The 24,853-nt window shown below is 64.2% G+C and carries 21 protein-coding genes and 1 other RNA gene; 12 read left to right on the top strand and 10 right to left on the bottom strand.

The features are described from left to right. Positions 1-19 precede the first annotated feature (19 nt). On the bottom strand, positions 20-1,936 hold the full coding sequence (locus V1289_RS10210) for an adenylate/guanylate cyclase domain-containing protein (protein WP_334396822.1): 1,917 nt from the start codon (positions 1,934-1,936) through the stop codon (positions 20-22). 312 nt (positions 1,937-2,248) lie between these two features. Between V1289_RS10210 and V1289_RS10205 the strand changes: the two genes are divergently transcribed. Continuing rightward, positions 2,249-3,541 (top strand): MFS transporter, encoded by a 1,293-nt coding sequence (locus V1289_RS10205; protein WP_334396821.1) that lies wholly within the window; start codon positions 2,249-2,251, stop codon positions 3,539-3,541. Positions 3,542-3,550: 9 nt separating this feature from the next. Here the strand turns inward: V1289_RS10205 and V1289_RS10200 are convergent, their stop codons facing one another. Further along, positions 3,551-4,162, bottom strand: coding sequence for a TetR/AcrR family transcriptional regulator (locus V1289_RS10200; protein WP_334396820.1), 612 nt, complete (start codon positions 4,160-4,162; stop codon positions 3,551-3,553). A 121-nt stretch (positions 4,163-4,283) separates the two neighbouring features. Here V1289_RS10200 and V1289_RS10195 point away from each other — a divergent pair, with 121 nt between their 5' ends. Together V1289_RS10195 and V1289_RS10190 are read left to right on the top strand one after the other, a co-directional pair. Next, positions 4,284-5,516 carry a cytochrome P450 gene (locus tag V1289_RS10195; protein ID WP_334396819.1) on the top strand — a complete coding sequence of 411 codons (1,233 nt, stop codon included), beginning with the start codon at positions 4,284-4,286 and terminating at the stop codon, positions 5,514-5,516. Positions 5,517-5,749: 233 nt separating this feature from the next. Next, entirely contained in the window at positions 5,750-9,481 is a 3,732-nt protein-coding gene (locus V1289_RS10190; RefSeq protein WP_334396818.1) for an AsmA family protein, read from the top strand. A gap of 351 nt (positions 9,482-9,832) precedes the next feature. On the opposite strand, the gene V1289_RS10185 is transcribed toward V1289_RS10190, so the two are convergent. The 8 genes from V1289_RS10185 to ssrA all read right to left on the bottom strand — a co-directional run bounded on the left by V1289_RS10185 (position 9,833) and on the right by ssrA (position 17,217). Next, complete coding sequence (locus V1289_RS10185; RefSeq protein ID WP_334396817.1) at positions 9,833-11,407, bottom strand: ABC-F family ATP-binding cassette domain-containing protein; 1,575 nt, start codon at positions 11,405-11,407, stop codon at positions 9,833-9,835. 123 nt (positions 11,408-11,530) lie between these two features. After that, on the bottom strand, positions 11,531-13,402 hold the full coding sequence (feoB, locus tag V1289_RS10180; protein WP_334396816.1) for a ferrous iron transporter B: 1,872 nt from the start codon (positions 13,400-13,402) through the stop codon (positions 11,531-11,533). A 20-nt stretch (positions 13,403-13,422) separates the two neighbouring features. After that, positions 13,423-13,698: a FeoA family protein gene (locus tag V1289_RS10175; RefSeq protein ID WP_334396815.1), complete on the bottom strand. Its 276-nt coding sequence runs from the start codon at positions 13,696-13,698 to the stop codon at positions 13,423-13,425. A 147-nt stretch (positions 13,699-13,845) separates the two neighbouring features. Then, positions 13,846-14,103, bottom strand: a complete 258-nt coding sequence (locus V1289_RS10170) for a ribbon-helix-helix domain-containing protein (RefSeq protein WP_334396814.1) — start codon at positions 14,101-14,103, stop codon at positions 13,846-13,848. Continuing rightward, on the bottom strand, positions 14,100-14,288 hold the full coding sequence (locus V1289_RS10165; RefSeq protein ID WP_309178866.1) for a DUF4169 family protein: 189 nt from the start codon (positions 14,286-14,288) through the stop codon (positions 14,100-14,102). Before V1289_RS10165 ends, V1289_RS10170 begins: the two co-directional genes overlap by 4 nt. Positions 14,289-14,566: 278 nt before the next feature. Further along, complete coding sequence (fumC, locus tag V1289_RS10160) at positions 14,567-15,985, bottom strand: class II fumarate hydratase (protein ID WP_334396813.1); 1,419 nt, start codon at positions 15,983-15,985, stop codon at positions 14,567-14,569. A 196-nt stretch (positions 15,986-16,181) separates the two neighbouring features. Next, positions 16,182-16,697 (bottom strand): SspB family protein, encoded by a 516-nt coding sequence (locus tag V1289_RS10155; protein WP_309178864.1) that lies wholly within the window; start codon positions 16,695-16,697, stop codon positions 16,182-16,184. 160 nt (positions 16,698-16,857) lie between these two features. After that, positions 16,858-17,217, bottom strand: a transfer-messenger RNA (tmRNA) gene (gene ssrA / locus V1289_RS10150). Between the two features lie 81 nt (positions 17,218-17,298). On the opposite strand from ssrA, the gene V1289_RS10145 reads away from it, so the two are divergent. The 9 genes from V1289_RS10145 to hflC all read left to right on the top strand — a co-directional run bounded on the left by V1289_RS10145 (position 17,299) and on the right by hflC (position 24,787). Beyond that, a complete protein-coding gene (locus tag V1289_RS10145) occupies positions 17,299-17,910 on the top strand; it encodes a chromate transporter (RefSeq protein ID WP_334396812.1) in 612 nt (203 codons plus the stop codon). After that, the gene (locus V1289_RS10140) at positions 17,907-18,440 is read left to right on the top strand and encodes a chromate transporter (RefSeq protein ID WP_334396811.1); all 534 of its coding nucleotides are present in this window, start codon (positions 17,907-17,909) and stop codon (positions 18,438-18,440) included. Before V1289_RS10145 ends, V1289_RS10140 begins: the two co-directional genes overlap by 4 nt. Before the next feature lie 84 nt (positions 18,441-18,524). Further along, positions 18,525-19,025 (top strand): tripartite tricarboxylate transporter TctB family protein, encoded by a 501-nt coding sequence (locus V1289_RS10135; RefSeq protein ID WP_309178861.1) that lies wholly within the window; start codon positions 18,525-18,527, stop codon positions 19,023-19,025. Between the two features lie 7 nt (positions 19,026-19,032). Further along, complete coding sequence (locus tag V1289_RS10130; RefSeq protein WP_309178860.1) at positions 19,033-20,550, top strand: tripartite tricarboxylate transporter permease; 1,518 nt, start codon at positions 19,033-19,035, stop codon at positions 20,548-20,550. Positions 20,551-20,741: 191 nt separating this feature from the next. Beyond that, positions 20,742-21,536: a thymidylate synthase gene (locus tag V1289_RS10125; RefSeq protein ID WP_334396810.1), complete on the top strand. Its 795-nt coding sequence runs from the start codon at positions 20,742-20,744 to the stop codon at positions 21,534-21,536. Positions 21,537-21,568: 32 nt separating this feature from the next. Next, positions 21,569-22,054 (top strand): GNAT family N-acetyltransferase, encoded by a 486-nt coding sequence (locus V1289_RS10120; protein WP_334396808.1) that lies wholly within the window; start codon positions 21,569-21,571, stop codon positions 22,052-22,054. Then, positions 22,054-22,566, top strand: a complete 513-nt coding sequence (locus V1289_RS10115; RefSeq protein WP_334396807.1) for a dihydrofolate reductase — start codon at positions 22,054-22,056, stop codon at positions 22,564-22,566. The genes V1289_RS10120 and V1289_RS10115 overlap by 1 nt, the downstream gene beginning before the upstream one ends. 170 nt (positions 22,567-22,736) lie before the next feature. Next, entirely contained in the window at positions 22,737-23,882 is a 1,146-nt protein-coding gene (hflK, locus tag V1289_RS10110) for an FtsH protease activity modulator HflK (RefSeq protein ID WP_334396806.1), read from the top strand. After that, positions 23,879-24,787: a protease modulator HflC gene (gene hflC, locus V1289_RS10105; RefSeq protein WP_334396805.1), complete on the top strand. Its 909-nt coding sequence runs from the start codon at positions 23,879-23,881 to the stop codon at positions 24,785-24,787. Before hflK ends, hflC begins: the two co-directional genes overlap by 4 nt. Positions 24,788-24,853: the final 66 nt, after the last annotated feature.

Here is a 24,853-nt window from a genome sequence, read left to right as displayed (position 1 = left end):
GTGAGATATTTTTCCACGATCAATGCCGGCTGGAGTTGTCGTTTCCCGATGGCAAGCCTGCCATTGCCAGGCAGCGCGCCCAGTGCTGGCCCGTTTCGAGCTGTCCATTCGGCATGCGTGCAATGTATTTTTCCACCGTCAATTCCGGCTCGAGCTCCCGCAGCTTGTTCAGGGCTTCGCGCGCCTCACCCGTTCGCCCCTGAGAGACGAGCGATATCGTGAGTACCCGCCACGTGGAAGGATGCATGCGGTTGAGCACCAGCGACGAGCGCGCAAGCCTTTCGGCATTCACGTATTGATGCGCGGAAAGCTCCGCTGTCCCGCCAAGCGACTCGAAATAATAGCGCTGCGGATCGAGCGGGGAGAGTGCCATCGCGCGGCGCGTCGCATCCACCGCCGCGTCCCCGTCGCCCTTGAACGCGCTGACTGTGCCCCGATAGAGCCAGCCGAGCGCATGGCTGGGGTTGGCATTCACGGCCGCGTCGCAACGCTTGCCGGCGGTGTCCAGGTCTTTCAGCAGGTGACAATAGACGAACCCTTCGGTCGCCAGTGCAAGGGCGTCCGACGGGTCGCGTTCGAGCGCAGCGCGGGTGGCGCTCAACGCCTCGACAGCTTCGCGCTTGCGGTCCTCCGACCAGCCGCGCGTCACTCGCAGGATGTACCAATTGGCAAGCCACGCGCGCGGGGCTGCAATTCGGCTATGCCGGTTGATGAGCTCCTCGAGGATCTTGCGCGTCTGGAGGAATTCATGCTTGCTGGAGCGGTGCATCAGCTTGATGCTGCCAAGCAGCAATGAGTAACTCTCCAGGTTCGGCAACGGCTGGGTCATGACATGTTCGACTTCGGCGTCAACTACAGAGAGATGCACCGCCGCGGCGATCCGATGTGCCAGCTCACTTTCGGGCTTCAGCAGATCGCCAATTTCCCCACCGAGTCGGTCGGTCCAGACCACCCGGTTCGTGCGCGCTGCGGAGAGTTCCGCAGTCACCAGAAGCTTGCCCCTATCCACGACATATCCGCCGCTGAGTATATAGGTGGCGCCGAGATGGGCCGACACTTCCCCTACATCGCTCGCGCGGCCCCGAAACACGTTGGTCGAGAGGCGTGAAATCACTTTAAGGTTCGCCGCCTTCGACAGCCGCCAGATCACACTGTCCGCAATCAGGTTGCCGATATCGAAGTGTTCAGGCGAGTTGTTTCTCGCGCTGAACGGAATCACGGCGATAGTAGGTTCCATGGCGGCCCCATAGTCGCGTCTTCCGGTAAGGCTCGGGTGAGGACTTGCCGGCCCGACCCGATACGCTCGAACCGGCTTGTCAAAGTGCTTGAGAATGCATTCGCCGAGGTCTTCGCAGGACGCATCCACCCCATGCGTCAGTTCGTCGCGCGCCGCGGCGCTGCCGATCGTCTCGCCCGGATTCGCCAGGCTGGCCAAGGCCGCCGCCAGTTGCTCATGGGCTGACGCACTGGCGATTGTCTCGCCCGGTCCGGCCAGCGTTGCCAACCGTGCCGCCAGGTTTATGCCTGTCCCGTAAATGTCGATCCCGTCGCTCCACGCCATCGCGGCGTTGACTCCGGCGCGAAGGTTAAAATGCCGATGCTCCGGGATGTCGACATTCTGCGCGGCAAGTGTCCGGTGCATTTCTGCGGCGGCGTCGACGGCGTCGGGCACCACCTCAAAACGCGCCATCAGGCCGTCGCCAAGGCTCTTCACCATGACGCCGCGATGGCGCGGCAGTATTTCAGTGGTGACGATACGGATGAAATCTGCCCATCGGCGAACAGTGAAGGCTTCTTGCTCCCCCATGAGCCGCACCGACTCCACGAGGTCGACCAGCAGCACGACGGTCTCTTGTCGCACGAGTCCAGCGCCCCGAACATCGGATCGCTCGGTCCGGGCGCCTTCATTGCCTTTGTCCACCGCATCATCGCTCATGTTGATCCAACTTCGCGATCCCGGCCTTTTCCATTTTAGATGGTATGGAACCGCGCGCAAGAGGGCCCGCGAGAAGCACTCCGAATCGTCGGCAACTTGCCAAGGCATGCGCGCACGGCCGAAATTGCGAGGCGATCAGCTGATTTTGGAAATGCCGGATTGGGCTGTGCAGCAAGCTCGCGTCCCGGTACGGTACCAGAGAACGTCATGCGATCCTGAGCAGCGGATGCGACGGTGATTGCAGATCGACGCATCGCCGAGAAATATCCGAATCACCAACACATCGAGACAATGGACACGAAAAGGCCCCAGATGCGGCTTCCCTTCTTCTACGGCTGGACCATCGTCGCGGTGACGTTCGTGACCATGGCGATCGGCGTCAATGCGCGCACCGCGTTCTCGCTGTTCTTTCCGCCGATCATCGGCGAGTTCGGCTGGGAACGCGGCGTCACGGCCGGCGCGTTTTCCTTCGGCTTCGTGGTTTCCGGCGTCGTCAGTCCGTTGATCGGCCGGATGATGGACCGCTACGGCCCGCGCGCGGTGATGGAGATCGGGGTCGCGCTGATGGGCGGCGGATTGTTGCTGGCGCCGCTGACGACGCTGCCCTGGCATCTTTATCTCACCATCGGCGTCATGGTCGGCGCGGGCAGCGTTTGCCTCGGTTATTCCGGTCAGTCATTGTTTCTGCCGAACTGGTTCATCCGCCGCCGCGGCCTCGCCATGGGCCTTGCTTTCGCCGGCGTCGGGATCGGCTCGGTGACGCTGCTGCCATGGGTGCAACTGATGATCGAGCAAACCGGATGGCGCACCGCCTGTACCGCGATCGGTATCCTGGTCCTGGCGGTGCTGGCGCCGATCAACCTCTTGCTGCGCAAGCGGCCTGAGGATATCGGCCTGCTGCCGGACGGCGACGCCGCGCCGTCGGCCACCTCAGTGAAACCGGTTTCGAACATCGTCGATCCGGTCTGGGCCGGCACCGACTGGACGCTGCGGCGCGCGCTGCGCACCGCGCGGTTCTGGTGGATCGCGCTCGGCTATTTCTGCGGCCTGTACATCTGGTACGCGGTGCAGGTGCACCAGACCAAATTCCTGCTCGATATCGGGTTCAGCCCCAATGTCGGGGTGTGGGCGCTCGGCGTGGTCAGCCTGCTCGGGATTCCCGGCCAGATCTGGCTCGGCCATCTCTCCGACCGGATCGGGCGGGAATGGATATGGGCGATCAGCTGCGCCGGCTTTGCGATCTGCTTTGCGGCATTGATCGCGCTGAAATACGCGCCCGTGCTGCCGCTGGTTTATTTGATGGTCTTCACCCAGGGCGCGCTCGGCTATGGCCTGACCTCGGTGATGGGGGCGGTGGTGCTCGAAATATTCCAGGGCAAGCATTACGGCGGCATTTTCGGCACCATCATGCTGGCAGCGCTGGCGGGCGGCGCCGCGGGTCCGTGGGCGACCGGATTCCTGCACGACCTCTATGGCAATTACAGCATCGCCTTCGCGATCGGCATCGTGGTCAGCCTGCTCTCGGCAGTGGCGATCTGGCAGGCCTCGCCGCGCAAGGTTCGCGCGGTCGCCGGGCAATTGCACAAGGCGCACGCCGGCGCCTGAAGCGCTTGGTCAGGCCGACGCGATTCCGATCGCTCTCCGCAGATCGTTGATGGCGCGCAGGAAGCTGTCAGGTGGCGTTGTCTCCGGATCGATCAGGCGGTGCAGACGAAAACCGTCCTCCATGGCCAGCAGGATCGCGCCGGTCCATGTCGGGTTCAGCACGGCGTTCCTGCCGCTGCTCTTCGACGTGGTCTCGACGATATCGGCGATCAGCTTGCGCCGGGCGCGGAGCCGCTTGGCGAGTTCGGGCCTGCGCTTTTCGGCGCGCGCCACGAACAGGATCATCTCCATGTGCAGCAGGGGAGAGCGGCCGAGCGGATCCTGCTGGCTGCGGTCCATGCTCTTCAGCGCGTCGAGGAAGTCCGCGAGGTTGTTGTGCCTGGCAAGCAGATCGAGATTGCGCCGGATCGATTGCTCGACGTGATCCTCGATCATGGCGATGATCAGCTCGTCCTTGCTCTTGAAATTCGAATAGAACGCCCCGCGGGTAAAACCGGCCGCTGCTGCGATGGCCTCGATGCTGGCGCCGCCGATGCCCTGGTCCTCGAACACGCGCGCGGCCGCCTCGAACAGCTTCTCGCAGGTATCGTCCCGGGTCGGTCGCGTTCGAACTCTTGACATCCTGCCATTTTAGGGCAGAATGCAACTCGATACAATAGTGTATCGAGTTTCGATCCCGGTTAATATGCGCCATGTGCTAGAATGCGCAGGCGTTTCAGCGCTCCAACGAATTGAGGTCACCATGAACGAGCATGTTCAGACCGAAGCAGGCGAATCGCTTTTCAATCCGCTGGCGCCCGAGTTCATTCGCAACCCCTATCCCTATTACGAGCGATTGCGCACCACCGATCCGATGCACCTGACGGCGCATGGCGCCTTCGTCGCCAGCCGTCATGCCGAGGCCAGCCTTGTCCTGCGCGACAAGCGCTTCGGCAAGGATTATGTCGAGCGCACCATCCGGCGTTATGGCCCCGACATCATGAAGGAGCCGGTGTTCCGCAGCATGAGCCATTGGATGCTGCAGCAGGACCCGCCGGATCACACCCGTCTGCGCGGCCTCGTGGTGAAAGCCTTCACCGCGCGGCGGGTCGAGGACATGCGCCCGCGGATTCAGCAGATCGTCGACGAGACGCTTGATCGCATCATCCCGCAGGGCAAGATGGACCTGATCGAGGACTTTGCGTTCCGGCTGCCGGTCACGATTATCTGCGACATGCTCGGAATCCCGCCGGAGCATCGTGAGGTGTTTTATGCCGGTTCGCGCGATGGTGGGCGCATCCTCGATCCGGTGCCAATGACGCCGGCCGAAATTGCGCAGGGCAATGCCAACAACGCTATGGCCCAGATGTATTTCCATCAGCTGTTCGAACTGCGGCGGAAGAGCCCGGGCGACGATCTGACCACGCAGCTGGTGCAGGCCGAGGAAGACGGCAGCAAGCTCTCCAATGAGGAACTGACCGCCAATATCATTCTGTTGTTCGGCGCCGGCCACGAGACCACAGTCAATCTGATCGGCAACGGGCTATTGGCGCTGCATCGCAATCCCGATCAGCTGGCGCTGTTGAAGGCCAATCCCAATTTCATCACCAACGCCATCGAGGAGTTCCTGCGTTACGATTCCTCGGTGCAGTTGACCGGCCGGGTTGCGCTGGAAGACATCGAAGAGCTCGGCGGCAAGAAAATCCCGAAGGGCGAAAGCGTGCTGTGCCTGCTGGGGTCGGCCAACCATGATCCGGCCGTCTATCCGGACCGGCCGGAACGGCTCGATATCACGCGGCCCAACGTGAAACCGCTGTCCTTTGGCGGCGGCATCCACTTCTGCCTCGGCGCCCAACTGGCGCGGATCGAGGCGGAGATCGCGATTTCGACCCTGCTGCGCCGGCTGCCGGACCTGCGGCTCGATGACGCGGAGAACCCGGAGTGGCGGCCGACCTTTGTGCTTCGCGGGCTCAAACACCTGCCCGCAAGCTGGTGATCGGGCGGGCATAGCGTCCGGTTCGGTGGCTTCATCCTTCGAGACGCCGCTTTCGCGGCTCAACGATGCTTCGCATCGCCGGGAGAACCATGAGGCCACCGGACAAGCGGAATTCGCCCCAGCGACTTATGCCGCTGTGACTTCGCCACACTTGTCTCTATATATTGGGCTGCTTCGGCGCTGAGTTTTGCGTGGCGCGGCCGCGTGCCGGGGCGGGCTCAAGGGGAGGCACCGTGCAGACGACGCTGCTCGGCCTGGCAATCGCCATTATCATTGCGCTGGTGGCCGCGCTCGTCGGGCCGTATTTCATCGACTGGAACCAGTTCCGGCCGCAATTCGAGGCCGAGGCGACGCGGATCCTCGGTACGCAGGTGCGCGTCGGCGGCAAGCTCGACGCGCGGCTGTTGCCGACGCCGTCGCTGCAGCTGCGCTCGGTGGTGGTCGGCGGCGCCAACGATCTCGGCAAGGTGCGCGCCGACAAGCTCGACGTGGAATTCAGCCTGGGCGCGCTGATGCGCGCCGAATGGCGCGCCACCGAACTGACCATCAACGGCATGTCGCTCGATCTCGGCCTCGATCCCAGGGGCCGGATCGACTGGCCGGCCTCGACCGGACCGTTCAATCTGGGATCGGTGGCGATCGACCGCCTCAATCTCACCGGTCGCGTCGCCCTGCACGATGCGGCGAGCCGCGGCACCATCGAACTGAACGACATCGCCTTCTCCGGCGACGTGCGCTCGCTGGCCGGCGCGATCCGTGGCGACGGCAATTTCATGTTGTCGGGCGTGCGCTACCCGTTTCGCATCTCGTCCGGGCAGGGTCCCGACGGCAATGGCACCCGCGTGCATCTCAACATCGATCCCGGCCAGCGCGCGCTCGCCGCCGATCTCGATGGCGTGCTCACGCTCGAGGCGCGGGCCCCGCGCTTCGATGGAGCGATCACGCTCGCGGTGCCCGCCGGACAAAGAGGCACCGCCGACGACGTGCCGCCGCCGCCGTGGCGCATCGCCGCCAAGGTCAAGGCCGACACTTCGGCCGCGCGGCTCGACGCGATCGAGGTGAGCTACGGCGCCGAAGAACGTGCGCTGAAGCTTTCGGGCAGCGGCGACATTCGCTTCGGTGCCTCGCCGTTGCTTCACGTCGCGCTGTCGGCGCGCCAGCTCGATGCCGACAGGTTTGTCGCCAAGGACACTGTCAAGGACAGCAAGGACAACGCCGCCGAACCGGTTCGCGTGCTGCCCGCGCTGCGCACGCTGCTATCTGGAATTCCGCAAACCCCGATCCCCACACAAATCGAATTCGCCTCCGAGCAGATCATGCTGGGCGGGCGCCCGTTGCAGGATATCGCCGCTGAACTGGCCGGCGACGGAAAATCCTGGACCGTTCACCGGCTGGAGTTTCGCGCGCCGGGCACCACCCGGGTGTCGTTGAACGGTGCGACCGCGCAAGGCGCTTCACCGGACAGTTTCAAGGCGGCGCTCAACGTCGAATCCTCCGATCCGGATACGCTGCTGACCTGGCTGCAGGGCCGCGGCGATCTCGCCTCTCGCAGCCAGAAGCCGCTGCGGCTGCGCGGCGACGTCACGGTGTCGCCCGGCGGCTTTGCCATAGACGCCATGAAAGCCGAGATCGACGGCGGCGCGGTCGACGGGCGGGTCGCGGTTTCGCATCGTGCGGCGAACAATGGCTCGAAGGTCGACGCGGCATTGAAGGCGGAGCGGCTCGATCTCGATGCCGCGACGGCGTTTGTGCGTTCGCTCGCCGGTCCGCAGGGCGAATGGCCAGATGAGGCGCAGCTTTCGCTCGACGTCGGCCGCGCGATGTACGCCGGCCAGGAAATGCGGCCGCTGTTCGCCAAGGTCCGCTACAGCCCGAAGGAGATCGTCATCGACCGGTTGAAGATCGGTCAGCCCGACAACGTCATGGTGGATGGCGGCGGCAATTTCGATCGCGTCAATGCGACCGGAAAGCTGGTGCTGGATTGCACCGCGGCGTCGCTGGGACAGTTTGCCGGAGCTGTTGCACCATTTGCGCCATCGATTGCCGCGCGGCTCAATGCGGTGGGAGCAGGGCCGGGCCCGGCACGGATCAAGCTGACGCTCGATCTCCTCAGGAACAGCAAAACTACGGCTGGCGATCGCGTTGCTGCGTCCGCCACTCTCGATGTCGACGCGCCCCCGCTTAAAGGTCACATCAAGATGGGGGCGTCACCGCTGATCGCTGCGATCCGCAGCGCCGATCTCGAAGCGCTCGGCCGCGACGAGATCAGCGTCGAAACCAAATTTTCATCCGAGCAGGGCCGCGCGTTGCTAACGCTGCTCGGCCTCGATCGCGCGATCGCGGCCGGCGATGGCCCGGCGCAATTCGAGGGCACGGCCACCGGCGCGTGGCGGGCGCCGCTGCGGCTGAAGGCGAGGGTGTGGGGCGCGGGGCTCGATGCCGATGCCGAGGGCTCGGCCGAGCCTTGGGCGCCGGAGGCCAAGGCGAGCGTCAATCTGCGGATCCGCAGCGCCGATCTCGGGCCGCTGCTCGAACTCAGACCGTCCGACAGGCTCGCGAAGGACATCCGCGTATTCTCGCGCGTTTCGCTGGCCGGCAACCGGCTGACCTTCGACGATCTCGACAGCATCATTGCAGGCTCGCGCTTGCGCGGGCGCGTCGCGCTCACGATGGGGGACGAGAAAAACATCGAGGGCGAAATCGGACTCGACCAGCTTTCGCTGGCGCCGGTATTCGCGCTGGCGATCGGCGCCGCCGGACACGATGCCGCCGAACCGCTCGGCGCCGGGCTGACCAAGGGCTGGCGCGGCAGCATCGCGTTTCAGGCGCTGCGCGGGTTGCTTCCGGGCGGCAGCGAATTGCAGCCGGTCAGTGGCATGGTCAAGGGCGACGGCCAGTCGCTGACCTTCGATGCCCTCAAAGGCAAGATCGGCGGCGGCGAAGTAACCGCCAATGTCGACGCCCGGCAAAGTGCAAATGGCATTGCCTTGAATGCGAGCGTTCAGCTCAGTAGCGTCGACGGCGCGGCGCTGCGTTATCGGAACCTCGCGATGCCCAGGGGCCGCGCGTCGATGCAGATGACGCTGGCAAGCCAGGGCCGCAGTGCGTCGGCATTGACCGGCGCGCTGTCCGGCAGCGGCACGGTGACGCTGGAATCCGCCGTGATCGCCGGGCTCGATCCGCGCGCCTTCGACGTCGCGATCCGTGCCAGCGACGCCGGTCAGGCCAAGGACGACGCCAGGCTGAAGCAGTTCGTCGAGCCGGCGCTTTTGGCCGGCACGCTGTCGGTGACGTCGGCGCAAATTCCGTTCAACATCCGGGACGGCCGGATTCGCATCGGCGCGACCGCGCTCGATGCCAATGGCGCGCGTGCCATCGTCTCCGGCGGCTACGATATTCCCGCCGATCAGGCCGACATCCGCGCCACGCTGGCGTCGGCATCGGCCGGAACGGCGACCAGCCGTCCGGAAATCCAGCTGTTCGCCGAGGGCACGCCCGATGCGTTGAATCGCACCATCGATGTGACCGCTCTGTCGTCCTGGCTGGCGGTGCGGACGATCGACCGCGAAACACGGCGGCTGGATGCGATCGAGCGCGGCGAACCGCCGCCACCGCTGCCGACGCCGGTCCCGGTTGCGATCCCGCTGCCGACCGAGCCGGCGCTGGCGACGCCCGAGGCCAATCCTGCCAGCCCGCAGCCAACCGACGTGCCGCCACCGCCGCGCAGGCCGCTGCCGAAGCCCAGGGTCGTCGCGCCGCGGCCGCCATTGGTGCCGCCGGTCGTCAATGCGCCTCCACCGCCGCCGTCGGTGGCGAGCCAGCCGCAGGTAGCGCCGCTGCCGCCGCCGATCGACGTCAAGCCGGCGCCCGGCGTGCTGAAGCCGCGACCGCGGCCGCCGCTGTCGCTGACGCCGCAAGTCGCCAATCCGCCGCCGCAACGGCCGGCGTTGCAGAACAGCAATTAGGTTCTGACGACAGGTCGAAGCAGAAAACTCAACCGTCATCCTGAGAGGCTGTGAAGCTATCTCGGACCTCATCCTGAGGAGCGGCGTCTTCGCCGCGTCTCGAAGGATGGCCGCGAGTCCATTGTTTTGTCCATCCTTCGAGACGCTTGCTTCGCAAGCTCCTCAGGATGAGGTTTGTACTCTCCGTCATCCTGACGTGCGCTCGGCGGCGCAATTGCGCCGCAGACTTGCGCGCCTCGAAGGATGGGCAACGGCGGTGGCTGTTATCCTTCGAGGCTCGCCGAAGACGGCGAGGACCTCAGGATGACGGTCTAGAGTAGGTGTGCTCAATCAAGCCAACGCCATGAAACCCTAGAGCCAGATCTCCCGCTCGATCCCGATCGCCTGCAAAAATGTCGTGTCGTGGCTGACCGCGATCAGCGCGCCGTCAAAATCTTTCAGCGCATTTTCCAACTCTTCGATCGAGGCGAGATCGAGATGGTTGGTCGGTTCGTCCAGCAGCAACAGGAACGGCGGCTGCGGTCTTGCGAACACGCAGGCCAGTCCCGCGCGCAGGCGCTCGCCGCCGCTGAGCGTGCCTGATATCTGCAACGCCGCCTTGTTGCGGAAGGCAAACCGCGCCAGCGCTGCGTGCGCATCATTGGCGGACAGATCAGGATTCAGCCGGCGGAGATTATCGAGGATGCTTGAGGCCTGATCGAGCAGGCCCACATGCTGGTCGAGTACGGCGACGCGATCGGTCGGGCGGTGGATGGTTCCGGCGCTGGGCTTGAACTCTCCGGCGATGAGCCGAAGCAGCGTGCTCTTGCCGGTGCCGTTGGCGCCGCGGATCGCGATCCGCTCGGGGCCGCGTACTTCGAATGACAGCGGGCCGAACAAGGCGCGGCCGTCGAACGCCATCGCCACGTCGCTGAAGCTGACGAGTTCGCGGCCGGCGGGCAGATCAGTCTTCGGCAGATCGATCGCCAGTGGCGTCAATATTTCCACGCGCGCGCGGGCTTCCTCGAGCGCTTGCGCGCGGTCGCCGATCAGGCGGTCGGCGAGATGGCTGTCGCGCGCGCCGCTGTTTTCGGCGCGCTCCTTCTCCCGGTCCATGAACATCTTGTCCTCAATGCCCTTGGCCCGCCAGGCGCGGCCGGCCTTGTCGCGGCGCGCCTTCTTCTCCTTTGCTTTCTGAACGGCGCGTTCGGTGTTGCGCAAGGCATCCGAGGCACGATCAAGATCCGCCTCGGCGCGGGCTCTCGCGGCATCGCGTTGTCCGGCAAAGGCGGACCACGCGCCGCCGAACAGCGTGACGCCGATCGGCGTCAGTTCAATGATGCGATCGACGTGCTCCAGCAGCGCGCGGTCGTGGCTGGCGACGATGACGCCGCCTTGCCAGCGTTCGAGCAATTGCGCCACCGCCAGCCTTCCGTCGGCGTCGAGATTGTTGGTCGGCTCGTCCAGCAGCAGCAGGTCCGGGGCCTCGATCAGGAGACGCGCGAGTGCCACCCGCGTGCGTTCGCCGCCGCTTAAGGACGCGATCGGGCGATCCAGCGCCAAATCAGGCAGGCCGGTTTCCACCAGCGCGGTCTGCAGCCGGGTCTCCAGCGTCCAGTCGGCTTGCGCGGCATCGTCGAGCGAGCCGTCGCCCTGTTCGAGCCGCCGCAGCTGCGCGAGATCGCCGGCGATGCCGAGCGCCTGGCTGACGGATTGGCGCTCATCCGCAAGCTGGGCCAGCACGCCGATCGAGCCTGTGCGTTGCATCGACCCGCTCGCCGGTTCGATTCCGCCCGCGATCAGATGCAGCAGCGTCGACTTGCCGCAACCGTTGCGTCCGACCAGGCCGGTTCGCTCGCGCCCGAGCGCAAGCGTCAGTCCGTCGAACAGCGTGCGTCCGTCAGGCGTGGTGAGGGAGATGGAATCCAGAATAACAAACGCGGACATGGAGAACTTCCGGAATGGACAGGTTTCGCGGAGCGGTGAGGCTGGCGATATCCATTTCGGTCTCCATGGGGTTTGAGTTCGGTCCTTGTTTCTAGAAACTCGGCGTGCTCAGCGCAAGCGGATTTAGCCGGCGCCGAGCGCCACCGCGATCTGGTAGGTCGCCAAGCTCGCGACATAGGCCAGCGCCAGCATGTAGGCGAAGGTGATCACCATCCATTTCGAGCTGCCGGTCTCGCGGCGGATCACCGCCAGCGTCGAGGCGCATTGCGGCGCGAAAATATACCAGGCCAGCAGCGACAGTGCGGTGGCGAGGCTCCATTTGGTGGCCAGCACCTGCCCGATCTGCTCGGCGGCTTCCTTGCCGCCCTCGATGGCGTAGACGGTGCCGAGCGCTGCGACGGCGACTTCGCGCGCCGCCATGCCCGGGATCAGCGCCACGGCGATCTGCCAGTTGAACCCCAATGGGGCCAGCAGCGGTTCGAGCGCCTTGCCGATCATGGCGGCGAAACTGTAGTTGATCGCCGGGTCCTGCGCGCCGGCCGGCGGCAGCGGGAACGACGCCAGGAACCAGATCAGCACCATCATCGAGAAAATCGTGGTGCCGGCGCGCTGCAGGAACATCTTTGCCCGCGTATAGATGCCGATGGCGATGCTTTTTAGGCGCGGCAGCTTGTAGTCGGGCAATTCCAGCATGAAGGGCGCGGGCGCGTAGTCGCGCAGCATGAAGAACTTGATCAGGAACGAGACGCCGAGCGCGCTGGCAATGCCGACCGCATAAAGGCCGAACATCACGAGGCCGCGCAGATTGAGCCAGCCCCAAACCTGCGTGTCGGGAATGAAGGCGGAAATGATCAGCGTGTATACCGGGATCCGCGCCGAACAGGTCATCAGCGGCGCGATCAGAATGGTGGTCAGCCGGTCGCGGCGATTGTCGATCACCCTTGTGGCCATGATGCCGGGAATCGCGCAGGCAAAGCTCGACAGCAGCGGGATGAACGCGCGGCCGTGCAGGCCGGCGCCGCCCATGATGCGGTCCATCAGGAACGCCGCGCGCGCCATGTAGCCGAAATCTTCCAGCAGCAGGATGAACAGGAAGATGATGATGATCTGCGGCAGGAACACGATCACGCTGCCGACGCCGGAAATCACGCCGTTCTGCAGGAAGCTTTGCAGGAGCCCGGCGGGCAGGGTGTCATGCACCAGCTGGCCGAGGGCGGCGAACGCCGACGACAGCGCTTCCATCAAGGGCTGGGCCCAGGCGAACACCGCCTGGAACATCACGAACAGGATCAGCGCCAGGATCGCCAGCCCTGCCACCGGGTGCAGGGCCACGGCGTCGATGCGCGAGGTCCAGGTATCGGGCCGCGTCGGCAGGCTGACGGTTGCCGCGATGATGCGATCGGCCTCGCGCTGGGTGGCGCGCAACTGCGCGACCGTCAGGGGCTCCCAGAGATTTTCCGATGCCGGCAACGGGCCCTCCGCCGAGATATCGTCGGTCAATCGCAACAGATCGGCGGTGCCGCCCTTGCGCACCGCGATGGAGGTCACGACCGGCACGCCAAGCGTCTGCGACAGCTGCGCCACGTCCACGGTGACGCCGCGCCGCGTCGCGATGTCGAACATGTTGAGCACCAGCGCCAGGGGCCGGCCGGTGCGCTTGAGTTCGAGCACGAGGCGGATGGTCAGCCGCAGATTGGTGGAATCGGCGACGCAGAGCACCAGGTCCGGCACCGTCTCGCCGGGCGTCCGGCCGAGCACCATGTCGCGGGTGATTTCCTCATCGGGGCTGCGGCCGCGCAGCGAATAGGTGCCGGGCAGGTCGACCAGCGAAACCTGACGTCCGAGCGGCGTGACGAACGACCCTTGTTTGCGCTCGACGGTCACGCCTGGATAATTCGCGACCTTTTGACGGCTGCCGGTGAGCGCATTGAAAAGCGCGGTCTTGCCGCTGTTCGGCGTGCCGACCAGTGCGAGATGCATCAATGGAGCTTCCATGGCGTAAAGTCCCGTTCGCCTCAGGCGACAATGATGGCCATCGCCTCGCGGCGGCGTACGGCGATGGTGACGTTCTCGACGCGGACCGCGATCGGATCGCCACCCACGATGCCCTCATGCAGCACTTCCACCCGGGCGCCTTCGACAAAGCCGAGTTCGATCAAGCGGCTTTCGAGCTCGATGTCCGACAGCGCCGAGCCTGAATCGGCCGTCGCGATGCGGTGGATCACGCCGGAATAGCCGCGTTTGGCCAAACCCAGCGGTAATTGCGGGCGCGCGTCGTTTGCTTCGGTCATCGCCTGTCATTCCAATCGCGGAGCGACAGGTCAAGCGCGCTGGTTGCAACGACGCGTGAGCTTAGAACGATTTTAAATAGTCACATGGCGCATCGCCGGCATCAGATCCGGGTTTGCGTGGCTGCGACGGCTCGCTCGAAAACGCGTCTAGGCCTGCGGCCTTGCATCCGAAGGCGCTGCGGCTGGCACGGCGCGGGTGCGGAAATAATCCAGTACGAAAAGACGGATCGCCGACGACAAATTGCCCTGCTGGCGGTTGCTGTCGATCTCGCCGACCAGTTCGGACAGCGTCATGTTTCGCAGGCCAGAGATTTCCTTCATGCCGTTCCAGAAGGCCTCTTCGAGGCTGACGCTGGTCTTGTGACCGGCGACCACGATCGAGCGTTTGACGACGGGCGACTTCATGATGCGTCTCCGCCATCGATCCGGTGCTGATCCAGGAGATCGCGGGCGCGATCGCTGCTGATCTCATCGCGCGCGCGTTCGGATTTGGTGCGGCCGAACCGCGCCCGGTTGGCATCGGCCTGTTTGGCCGATTGCTCTTTCTCGCTGCGCTTCTTGAACCGCTTCAGGTTGACCAATTCCCCCATGCCCACCTCCATCATCCCATGGCCGGAAGGCGTGAGAGCTTGTTGCGATAACAAGCTTGGTCGCGCTGCGCGCAAGCAGAGTAGATGGTCATCCAGAATCCCCGTTCGACGCTCTCTGATAGCATCAAAAAATGTATTTCGCTCTGCGAAAACTAAATATTTTGTGGCTCTACCTGCGTCAACGCGACGCCGATAGATGACCGGCCCCATTCCTTAAGCGGAATGATCTATAATTATACCACGCACTCACCCGTAGTTTCCCGGGGCTCGTACGACGATCAGCCCGGGTGTGTCATTTTGTCCGGCTGCACCAGACGATCGAATTCCGCTGCAGTAACAAAGCCAAGCCGCACAGCCTCTTCCTTCAATGTGGTGCCGTTCGCATGCGCCGTCTTGGCGACCTTTGCGGCGTTGTCGTAACCGATCCTGGGCGCGAGCGCGGTCACCAGCATCAGCGAACGTTCCATCAAGTCCCGGATGCGCTTTTCGTCGGCGCGTATTCCCACAACGCAATGCTCGGTGAATGAACGAACCACGTCCGACAGCAGTTGGATGGAATGCATCATACAATATGCCAGCACTGGCTTGTACACGTTCAGCTCGAAATGGCCCTGGCTGCCGGCCACCGTGACCGCGGTCTGGTTGCCGAACACCTGGCAGCAAACCATTGTCATCGCTTCGCATTGGGTCGGGTTGACCTTGCCCGGCATGATCGACGAGCCCGGTTCGTTTTCCGGCAGGATCAATTCGCCGAGGCCGGAACGCGGGCCCGATCCCAACAGGCGAATATCGTTGGCGATCTTGAACAGGCCGGTCGCCACCGAGTTGATCGCGCCGTGCACCATCACATAGGCGTCGTTGGAGGCCAGCGCCTCGAATTTGTTGGGCGCGCTGCTGAAAGGCAGTTTTGTAATTTTGGCAACGTGTTTGGCGAACAGTTTTGCGAATCGCGGTTTGGAATTAAGCCCGGTGCCGACCGCGGTGCCGCCTTGCGCCAGCGGCAACAGATCCTTCACCGCGACACGAAGCCGCGCGATGCCACTCTCGACCTGGGCGGCGTAGCCGGAAAACTCCTGACCGAGCGTCAGCGGCGTCGCATCCTGGGTGTGGGTGCGGCCGATCTTGACGATTTTCGCAAAAGCCTTTTCTTTTTTGCGCAATTCGCGGTGCAGCTCGCCGAGTGCCGGGATCAGGTTGGCGACGATGCCCTGCGCCGCGGCGATATGCATCGCGGTCGGGAATGAATCGTTCGACGACTGGCTCATATTGACGTGGTCGTTGGGGTGGATCGGTTTCTTGGCGCCGAGTTCGCCGCCGAGCATCTGGTTGGCGCGGTTGGCGATCACCTCATTGAGGTTCATGTTGGTCTGGGTGCCGGAGCCGGTCTGCCACACCACCAGCGGAAAATGATCGTCGAGCTTGCCCTCGATCACCTCGCGCGCGGCGCGGGTGATGGCCCCGGTCCGGCGCGCGTCGATCAGGCCGAGCTCGCGATTGGTCTGCGCGGCGGCGAGCTTGACGATGCCGAGCGCATGCACGACCGGCATCGGCATCCGGTCCTGGCCGATGCGGAAATTCTGCTTCGAGCGTTCGGTCTGCGCGCCCCAGTAGCGATCGGCGGCAACGTCGATCGGACCGAAACTGTCGGTCTCGCTGCGGGTGGATTTGTTTCGCGATGTTGCTGGGGATCGAGCCATGAATAATGTCCGTTGCGCCGCGGAACGGCGGGACGAACATTCTACAGCATGATCCGGAAAAGTGGGTACCGGTTTTCCCTCGCGACAAACGCGGAACGCGTTTGCGCGGAGATCATGCTCAAAACAAAAAGCCAGACGGGATGATTTCTCGAAGAGAAATCATCCCGTTGCAGCGTCGCGGAATTTCGCGCGCGAATTATTTCTTGCGAAAACGATCCAGCCGCACCACTTCGGCGCCTTCGCTCGGCTTGGCCGGCTCGGCCTCGCTCTCGGCCGCGGACTCGGTTGCGGCAACCGGCAAGGCCGGGGCCGGAGGAACGGCGGGGAGTTTTGCCGCCGGCGTCTCGACTTCGGCCTCGGTCGGTTCGAACTGCAGTCCGAACTTCACCGAGGGATCGAGAAAACTCTTGATCGACGCGAACGGGACCACCAGCCGCTCGGGAATGCCGCCGAACGACAGGCCGACCTCGAAGCGATCCTCGGTCACCACCAGATCCCAGAACTGATGCTGCAGGATGATCGTCATCTCTTCGGGATATTGCGCGAGCAGCCGCGGCGACAGCTTTACGCCTTCGGCCGTGGACAGGAAGGTGATGAAGAAATGATGCTCGCCGGGCAGGCCGTGTTCGGCGGCGTCGGTCAGCACACGGCGCAGCACCCCGCGTAGCGCGTCGCGCGTCAGCACGTCGTAACGGATGTGATCGGTCGCCATGGTAGTCCTGTTGTGTTGAGAAAGTGACGCCGCCGGTCGCCCGACTCGCCTTTTGCCCCATGGTACCCCGGCGGGGGCCGCAGGTCAGCAGGCGTCATGAAGCGAATTTGCAGCAGAAATGCCCGGCCGAGCGGCAAATCGCAAGGAAGTGAAGGAATGAAGTGGAGGCTTCTGTTGCCAGGTGCCTCCGGACCCCGCCTGACGGAGCTTAACCCATCAGGACTTTAGACTTGGTCTTTCAAACTGCGTTACGCAGCCTGAGCAACCGGAGCATAGTTGTCGTTTGCAACTATTGCATAGCCCGATAACGGCGGAACCATACCGGGAAAAAACACGCCCTTTACGCCCTCGTCGATCCTGTTTCGCCCCCACCGAAACCCGCCGATTGGAAGGGTGGGCTTGGGTGGAGGCGCCGGGTACTGCCCCCGGGTCCGAATGGTTTATTGCGACGGCAATTTATTTCCATAGCCGGCGAACCGGCACCCCCAATATAGGGTGCAAAAGTTGAGAAAAACAGAGCCATTGCACCCCGCATTCCGCGCCGCAAAACGCGCCAATTTTGCATTGGTGTCGGCCCTGCGGCTCCGTTAAATCTGGAGGCATGCCTCCGGATTCCTCGCCGGCCGCCGTCCCGGCGCCGGATATTGCAGCCGCTCACCCGCCCAACCGGCCCGGCTTGGCCGAGTTGTTCTTTGCGTTCGCCAAGATGTCGCTGGCCGGCTTTGGCGGGGTTCTGGTCTGGGCGCGGCGCGGCATCGTCGAGCAGCACCGCTGGATGACGGCGGAGGAATTCAACGAGACCTTTGCGCTGTGCCATTTCCTGCCGGGGCCGAACATCGTCAATCTGTCGATGGTGTTCGGGGCGCGTTTCCGCGGCATTGCGGGCGGCATTGCGGCCTTTGCCGGATTGCTGCTCCCGCCGATGGCGCTGATGACGATTTTGGGCGCGCTGTACGCGCGATATGGCGAAATCGACGTGTTGCGGCGCATCCTGGCCGGCGTGTCGTGCGCCGCGGTCGGGCTCGCGATCGCGGTCGTTTTCCGAATGATGATGCCGCTGATCAAGAAGCGCGACGTGATCGGCCTTGGGCTGATGGTCGCGGTTTTCATTGCCATCGGCCTGCTGCGCCTGCCGCTGGCAGCCGTGCTGCTGGCGGCGACCCCGCTCAGCCTTGCCATCAACTTCGTCATGCGGCGGCGGACGAGCCCATGAATTCCGGCGACAATCCCATCGCGACGCTGGTCTGGACGTTCGGCCTGATGTCGCTGTTTGCGGTGGGCGGCGCCAACGCCGCGATTCCCGAAATGCACCGGATCGCGGTCGACATTCAGCATTGGCTGACCGACAAGCAATTCGCCGACATCTACGCCATTTCCCAGCTATCGCCGGGGCCGAACGTGCTGATCGTGACCCTGATCGGCTATTCGGTTGCGGGAATTGCAGGTGCGCTGGCCGCCACATTGGCGATGTGCGGCCCCACCGCCATGCTTGCCTATTGTGTGAGCCGTTTTCTGGCGCGATCGAGCCAGTCGCGCTGGCCCGCGACCATTCAGGCGGCGCTGGTTCCGCTTTCGATCGGCCTGATGGGCGCCAGCGGCTTGATTTTGGCGCAAGCCGCCGACCGGACCTGGGTCGCGGCCCTGATGACGGCCGCCGCAGCCGCGCTCGCCTTTGCCACCCGGCTCAACCCGTTCTGGATGCTGCTGGCCGGGGGGCTGTTGGGTTTCGCTGGCGTTGTCTGAGGAAAATCGATAGGCAGGACAGGGGTCTGCACCAAGCACCATCCAAACAGAATGGGCGAGAAGCCCTGTTGGGGAGAGAGATCGATGAGTGATTCGCCGGGCCACGTGCCGGTCAAATACATCATGCCGAAATGGGTTCGTGGTCCGCAGGATTTTGTCGGCGGCATCGCGCTGATGGCGATTGCGCTGTTCGCGCTGTGGGCGTCGAGCGATCTGCAGGGCATGCACGGGTTCTCGTTCGGCGCCGGCACCGCGCCGCGGATGTTCGCCGTGCTGCTGCTGGCGCTGGGCGCCGCGATCACGGTCGTCGGAATCGTCACCGAAGGTCCGCATCTGGCGCACTATGCCTGGCGGGGTCCGCTGTTCGTGTCGCTGGCGATCGTTTCCTTCGCCATCACGATCCGGCCGCTCGGCCTTGTGATCTCTGCGTTCGTCAGCTTCATCGTTTCGGCGCTGGGCACCCCGGAGACGAGGTGGAGGGAAACCATCATCGTCGGCATCTGCCTGACGATCGGATGCAGTCTGCTTTTCCCCTATGCGCTGGGGCTGCCGCTGCAGCTCTTCCCGCGCTTCCTGGTTCAGTGAGGGCGCGATGGTCGATCTCTTTCACAATCTCGGCCTCGGCTTTGGCGTTGCCTTTTCGCCGATCAATCTGATGCTCTGCCTGATCGGCGCGCTGGTCGGCACGCTGGTCGGCGTGCTGCCGGGCATCGGCACCATCGCCACCGTTGCGATGCTGCTGCCGATCACCTTCGGACTGCCGCCGGTCGGCGCCCTGATCATGCTCGCCGGCATTTATTACGGCGCGCAATATGGCGGCTCGACCACCTCGATCCTGGTCAATATCCCGGGTGAGGCGACGTCGGTCGTGACCACGCTGGACGGTTTCCAGATGGCCAAGCAGGGCCGCGCCGGCCCGGCGCTGGCGATCGCCGCGATCGGCTCGTTCTTCGCCGGCTGCGTCGCCACCGTGCTGATTGCGGTGCTCGGCGCGCCCTTGACGAAACTCGCCCTGGCGTTCGGGCCTGCGGAATATTTCTCGCTGATGGTGCTCGGCCTGATCTTCGCGGTGGTGCTGGCCAAGGGTTCCGTGCTCAAGGCGATCGCAATGATCGTGTTCGGGCTGTTGCTGTCGATGGTCGGCTCCGACATCGAGACCGGCGCCTCGCGCATGGCGTTCAACATTCCCGAGCTCGCCGACGGTCTTGGCTTCGCGACGGTGGCGATGGGCGTGTTCGGGTTCGCGGAAATCATTCGCAATCTCGACGCCGGCGCCGAGATGGACCGCGATCTGGTGCAGCAGAAGATCACCGGGTTGATGCCGACCAGGAAGGATCTGAAGGACTCGTTCCCGGCCATCGTCCGCGGCACGATCCTCGGATCGATCCTCGGCATCCTGCCGGGCGGCGGCGCGGTGATCGCTTCCTTTGCGGCCTATACGCTGGAGAAGAAGATCGCCAAGGATCCGTCGCGGTTCGGCCGCGGCGCGATCGAGGGCGTGGCGGCGCCGGAAAGCGCCAACAACGCAGCGGCCCAGACCTCGTTCATCCCGCTGTTGACGCTCGGCATTCCGCCCAACGCCGTGATGGCGCTGATGGTCGGCGCGATGACCATTCACGGCATCGTGCCCGGCCCGCAGGTGATGCAGAAGCAGCCCGAGCTGGTCTGGGGCATGATCGCCTCGATGTGGATCGGCAATCTGATGCTGATCGTCATCAACCTGCCGCTGGTCGGCATCTGGGTGCGGCTGCTGCGGGTGCCGTACCGGCTGATGTTCCCCTCGATCGTGATCTTCTGCGCGATCGGCATCTATTCCATCAACAACGCACCCGTTGACGTCGTGCTCGCCGGCGCCTTCGGGCTGGTCGGCTACTGGCTGATCAAGCACGATTTCGAGCCGGCGCCGCTGCTGCTCGGCATGGTGCTGGGACCGCTGATGGAAGAAAACCTGCGCCGCGCACTGCTGATCTCGCGCGGCGACTGGTCGGTGTTCCTGACCCGTCCATTGTCGGCGGTGCTGATGGCGATCGCGGCCTTCCTGCTGGTGCTGGCATTGCTGCCGACGCTGCGCAAGAAACGTGACGAAGTGTTCGTGGAGTCAGAGAGTTAAGCGGTTTCCGCAGGGCCGGTAAATCAAGGGCGGAACCTGGGTTCCGCCCTTGTCGTTTTGGGGCGGAACTCTCATTTTTCCGGGTATAATGCCGCCATACGGCCGAATCGGTGCTGTCGATCGGCCGCAGGACCGCTAAATCGTCTTGCCGCTAAATACGCCTTCCGGACAAGGCCGAGATACCGACCGCCATGAACCAGTACCACGATCTGCTCGAACGGATCCTCGCCGACGGTGCGGAGAAGCACGACCGCACCGGCACCGGCACGCTGTCGATCTTCGGCCACCAGATGCGCTTCAACCTGTCGGCCGGCTTTCCGATGCTCACCACCAAGCGGCTGCCGCTGAAATCGATCGTGCACGAATTGCTGTGGTTTCTGGCCGGCGACACCAACATCAAATACCTCAGGGATAACGGCGTCTCGATCTGGGATGAATGGGCCGACGCCAATGGCGATCTCGGGCCGGTCTATGGCTCGCAATGGCGGTCGTGGCCGGCGCCGGACGGCCGCAGCATCGACCAGATTTCCAACGTCATCGACATGATCAAGCGCAACCCGGATTCGCGGCGGCTGATCGTCAGCGCCTGGAATCCGGCCGACGTCGACAAGATGGCGCTGCCGCCGTGCCATTGCCTGTTCCAGTTCTATGTCGCAGGCGGCAAATTGTCGTGCCAGCTCTATCAGCGCTCGGCCGACGTATTCCTCGGCGTGCCCTTCAACATCGCCTCCTATGCGCTGCTGACCATGATGGTAGCCCAGGTCACGGGCCTGAAGCCCGGCGACTTCGTTCATTCATTCGGCGACACCCACCTCTATTCCAACCACCTCGAGCAGGCCCGGCTGCAGCTGACGCGCCCGACGCGGCCATTGCCGGTCATGAAGATCAATCCGGACGTGAAGGACATATTCGCGTTCCGCTACGAGGATTTCGTGCTCGAAGGCTACGACCCGCATCCGCACATCAAGGCGCAGGTTGCCGTATGAGTGGCTGTATGAGCAGCGGTCTGAGCGATTGAATGCCGCTCACCATCCGCCGCGCGCGTCCCGGTGAAGCCGGACTTGTCCTGTCGCTGGTTCGCGACCTCGCCGAGTACGAAAAATTGCTCCACGAGGTCGAAGCCACCGAATCCGACATCGACTTGGCGCTGTTCGGCGAGCAGCCGCGGCTGTTTTGCGAGATCGCCGAGTGGAATGGCGAGCCGGCAGGTTTCGCGGTGTGGTTCATCAATTTCTCCACCTTCAGCGGCCGCTCCGGCATCTATCTGGAAGATCTGTTCGTCCGCCCGGCGCTGCGTGGCAAGGGCATCGGCAAGGCGCTGCTGGTGAACCTCGCCGGCCAATGCGTGGCGAACGGCTGGTCGCGCCTGCAATGGTCGGTGCTGGACTGGAATACGCCGTCGATCGAGTTTTACAAATCGCTGGGCGCGGTCCTGATGGACGAGTGGACGGTATGCCGGGTCACCGGCCCGGCGTTGACCGCGCTGGCACAGGGGGCGCGCTGATGGAAGTCATGCTCATCGTGGCGGTCGCCGAGAACGGCGTGATCGGCGCCGATGGCGCCATTCCGTGGCGGCTGAAATCCGACATGCAGCGCTTGAAGGCGCTGACCTGGGGCAAGCCGGTGGTGATGGGACGCAAGACTTTCGTCTCGATCGGCCGGCCGTTGCCCGGGCGAACCAATATCGTGGTGACGCGCGACCCGGATTTTCGCGCCGCCGGCGTGGTGGTGACCAATTCCTTCGCCAACGCTCACGCAATCGCCACCGGCGACGCGCTGCGTCGTTTCGCCACTGAGATCGCGGTGATCGGCGGCGCCGAAATCTATGCGCAATGGATGGACGAGGCCGATCGGCTGGAAATCACCGAAGTGCATGCCCGGCCTGACGGCGACACATGTTTCGCCGCAATTGAGCCTTCGGTTTGGCAAGAGGTCGCGCGCGTGCGGAATCCGGCCGGTCCGGCCGATAGTGCCGACTTTTCCTATGTGACATATCGCCGGCGACAGCCGCATTAACCGCGCTAACTAATGTTTGCATTGACAATTGTGGCCTCAAGCATAGCTCGTTCGGCAGGGAAGCTTGCGTTGTAAGGGCCCGGGCGGTCCCCTATAAAGCCGGGCGGAGTTGCGAGGCTGGGCATCGTGCCCAAACCGGTGGTCCCGGACCCCGCCTTAGGAGATTATCGATGCCGTGGAAGAATCAAGGCGGGGGCCCCTGGGGCTCGGGTCCGAAAGGGCCGTGGGGCTCCGGTCCGCAGTCGGTCGGGCCACGGCCACCCGATCTTGAGGACCTTCTGCGCCGCGGTCAGGACCGGCTGCAGCAGCTTCTGCCCGGCGGCCATTTCAGCGGCATGGGCATCGCGCTGGTTCTGATCGGCGCCCTGGCGATCTGGGGATTGTCCGGCTTTTTCCGCGTCCAGTCCGAAGAACTCGGCGTCGTGCTGCGCTTCGGCAAGCATGTGCGCACCGTGCAGCCCGGCCTGAACTATCATCTGCCCTATCCGATCGAGACCGTGCTGCTGCCGAAGGCGCTGCGCGTCTCCACCATCTCGATCGGCATGACCTTGATCGACGATCCGGCGCGGCGCGGCCGCACCATGCGCGATGTGCCGGAGGAAAGCCTGATGCTGACCGGCGACGAGAACATCGTCGACGTCGACTTCACGGTGTTGTGGCGGATCAAGCCCGACGGCGTCGGCGATTATCTGTTCAACATCCAGAACCCGGAAGGCACCGTGAAAGCGGTCGCCGAAAGCGCGATGCGCGAGGCCGTCGGCAAGGCCAACATCCAGCCGATCCTAACCGGCGCCCGCACCACCACGGAAGCCAACGTCCAGGAACTGATGCAGAAGACGCTGGACAGCTATGGTGCAGGCATCCTGGTCCAGCAGGTCCAGATGCAGAAGGTCGACCCACCGGCGCAGGTGATCGATTCCTTCCGCGACGTCCAGGCCGCGCGCGCCGATCTCGAGCGGCTGCAGAACGAAGCGCAGACCTATGCCAACCGCGTCGTTCCCGATGCCCGCGGCCGCGCCTCGCAAATCCTGCAGGTCGCCGAAGGCTACCAGCAGCAGGCAATCGCCGAGGCCAAGGGCCAGAGCGCGCGCTTCCTGAAAGTCTATGACGAATACAAAAAGGCGCCTGATGTGACGCGGCAACGGATTTATCTGGAGACGATGGAGCGCGTGCTCGGCGGTTCCGAGAAGCTCGTCTATGACGGCGGCGGCTCGCAGAGCATCGTGCCGTATCTGCCGCTCAGCGAGTTGACGCCCAAGCGGCCGCCCGCGCCGGCCACGACCGGCCAGCCGCAGCAGGGTGGAGGCACGCGATGAGATCTCCCATTGCAGGCATCGTTACCCTGATCGCGCTGTTTATCGTCATTATCGTCGGCTACAGCTCGGTCTTCACCGTAGCCCAAACCGAGCAGGTACTGGTGGTTCGGCTCGGCGAGCCCATCCGCGTCGTCTCTGAGCCGGGCCTGAACTTCAAGGCGCCGTTCATCGACACCGTGATCTCGATCGACAAACGCATCCTCGATCTGGAAAACCCGTCGCAGGAAGTGATTGCGTCGGATCAGAAGCGGCTGGTGGTCGACGCCTTCGCCCGCTATCGCATCAAGAACGCGCTGCGCTTCTATCAGAGCGTCGGCTCGATCCAGGCCGCCAACATCCAGCTCACGACGCTGTTGAACGCGTCGCTGCGCCGCGTGCTGGGCGAGGTCACCTTCATCACGGTGGTGCGCGACCAGCGCGAGGCCCTGATGGCGCGGATTCGCGATCAGCTCGACAAGGAGGCCGACGGTTACGGCATCCAGGTGGTCGACGTGCGGATCCGGCGTGCCGATCTGCCGGAGCAGAACAGCCAGGCGGTCTACCAGCGCATGCAGACCGAACGGCAGCGCGAAGCCGCCGAGTTCCGCGCCCAGGGCGGCCAGAAGGCGCAGGAGATCCGCTCCAAGGCCGATCGCGAGGCGACCGTCATCATCGCCGAAGCCAACTCGACCGCCGAGCAGACGCGCGGCGCCGGCGACGCCGAACGCAACCGCCTGTTCGCCGAAGCCTATGGCAAGGATCCGGATTTCTTCGCGTTCTATCGCTCGATGACCGCGTATGAGACCGGCCTGAAGAGCAGCGATACCCGCTTCCTGCTGCGGCCGGATTCGGAGTTCTTCCGCTTCTTCGCCAATCCCGCCGGTCATCCGTCGGCGGCCGCGGCGCCAGCCGCGCCGAAGCCGTAAACTTAGCCGGCAAGAACTTAGCCGGCCCCGCACAAGATCTGAGCGAAGCGGGTTCCGCTTCGCTGA

The organism is Bradyrhizobium sp. AZCC 2289, assembly GCF_036924615.1.
Taxonomy (GTDB): Bacteria; Pseudomonadota; Alphaproteobacteria; order Rhizobiales; family Xanthobacteraceae; genus Bradyrhizobium.
The sequence above is the reverse complement of the archived record's forward strand: the minus strand, read 5'-3'. Positions and strand labels throughout refer to the sequence as shown.

What these genes read in the sequence shown, in the direction of transcription:
- V1289_RS10210 (WP_334396822.1), bottom strand. Translation starts at nt 1,936, where the DNA reads ATGAGCGATGATGCGGTGGACAAAGGCAATGAAGGCGCCCGGACCGAG.
- V1289_RS10205 (WP_334396821.1), top strand. Translation starts at nt 2,249, where the DNA reads ATGCGGCTTCCCTTCTTCTACGGCTGGACCATCGTCGCGGTGACGTTC.
- V1289_RS10200 (WP_334396820.1), bottom strand. Translation starts at nt 4,162, where the DNA reads ATGTCAAGAGTTCGAACGCGACCGACCCGGGACGATACCTGCGAGAAG.
- V1289_RS10195 (WP_334396819.1), top strand. Translation starts at nt 4,284, where the DNA reads ATGAACGAGCATGTTCAGACCGAAGCAGGCGAATCGCTTTTCAATCCG.
- V1289_RS10185 (WP_334396817.1), bottom strand. Translation starts at nt 11,407, where the DNA reads ATGTCCGCGTTTGTTATTCTGGATTCCATCTCCCTCACCACGCCTGAC.
- feoB (WP_334396816.1), bottom strand. Translation starts at nt 13,402, where the DNA reads ATGGAAGCTCCATTGATGCATCTCGCACTGGTCGGCACGCCGAACAGC.
- V1289_RS10175 (WP_334396815.1), bottom strand. Translation starts at nt 13,698, where the DNA reads ATGACCGAAGCAAACGACGCGCGCCCGCAATTACCGCTGGGTTTGGCC.
- V1289_RS10170 (WP_334396814.1), bottom strand. Translation starts at nt 14,103, where the DNA reads ATGAAGTCGCCCGTCGTCAAACGCTCGATCGTGGTCGCCGGTCACAAG.
- V1289_RS10165 (WP_309178866.1), bottom strand. Translation starts at nt 14,288, where the DNA reads ATGGGGGAATTGGTCAACCTGAAGCGGTTCAAGAAGCGCAGCGAGAAA.
- fumC (WP_334396813.1), bottom strand. Translation starts at nt 15,985, where the DNA reads ATGGCTCGATCCCCAGCAACATCGCGAAACAAATCCACCCGCAGCGAG.
- V1289_RS10155 (WP_309178864.1), bottom strand. Translation starts at nt 16,697, where the DNA reads ATGGCGACCGATCACATCCGTTACGACGTGCTGACGCGCGACGCGCTA.
- V1289_RS10145 (WP_334396812.1), top strand. Translation starts at nt 17,299, where the DNA reads ATGCCTCCGGATTCCTCGCCGGCCGCCGTCCCGGCGCCGGATATTGCA.
- V1289_RS10140 (WP_334396811.1), top strand. Translation starts at nt 17,907, where the DNA reads ATGAATTCCGGCGACAATCCCATCGCGACGCTGGTCTGGACGTTCGGC.
- V1289_RS10135 (WP_309178861.1), top strand. Translation starts at nt 18,525, where the DNA reads ATGAGTGATTCGCCGGGCCACGTGCCGGTCAAATACATCATGCCGAAA.
- V1289_RS10130 (WP_309178860.1), top strand. Translation starts at nt 19,033, where the DNA reads ATGGTCGATCTCTTTCACAATCTCGGCCTCGGCTTTGGCGTTGCCTTT.
- V1289_RS10125 (WP_334396810.1), top strand. Translation starts at nt 20,742, where the DNA reads ATGAACCAGTACCACGATCTGCTCGAACGGATCCTCGCCGACGGTGCG.
- V1289_RS10120 (WP_334396808.1), top strand. Translation starts at nt 21,569, where the DNA reads ATGCCGCTCACCATCCGCCGCGCGCGTCCCGGTGAAGCCGGACTTGTC.
- V1289_RS10115 (WP_334396807.1), top strand. Translation starts at nt 22,054, where the DNA reads ATGGAAGTCATGCTCATCGTGGCGGTCGCCGAGAACGGCGTGATCGGC.
- hflK (WP_334396806.1), top strand. Translation starts at nt 22,737, where the DNA reads ATGCCGTGGAAGAATCAAGGCGGGGGCCCCTGGGGCTCGGGTCCGAAA.
- hflC (WP_334396805.1), top strand. Translation starts at nt 23,879, where the DNA reads ATGAGATCTCCCATTGCAGGCATCGTTACCCTGATCGCGCTGTTTATC.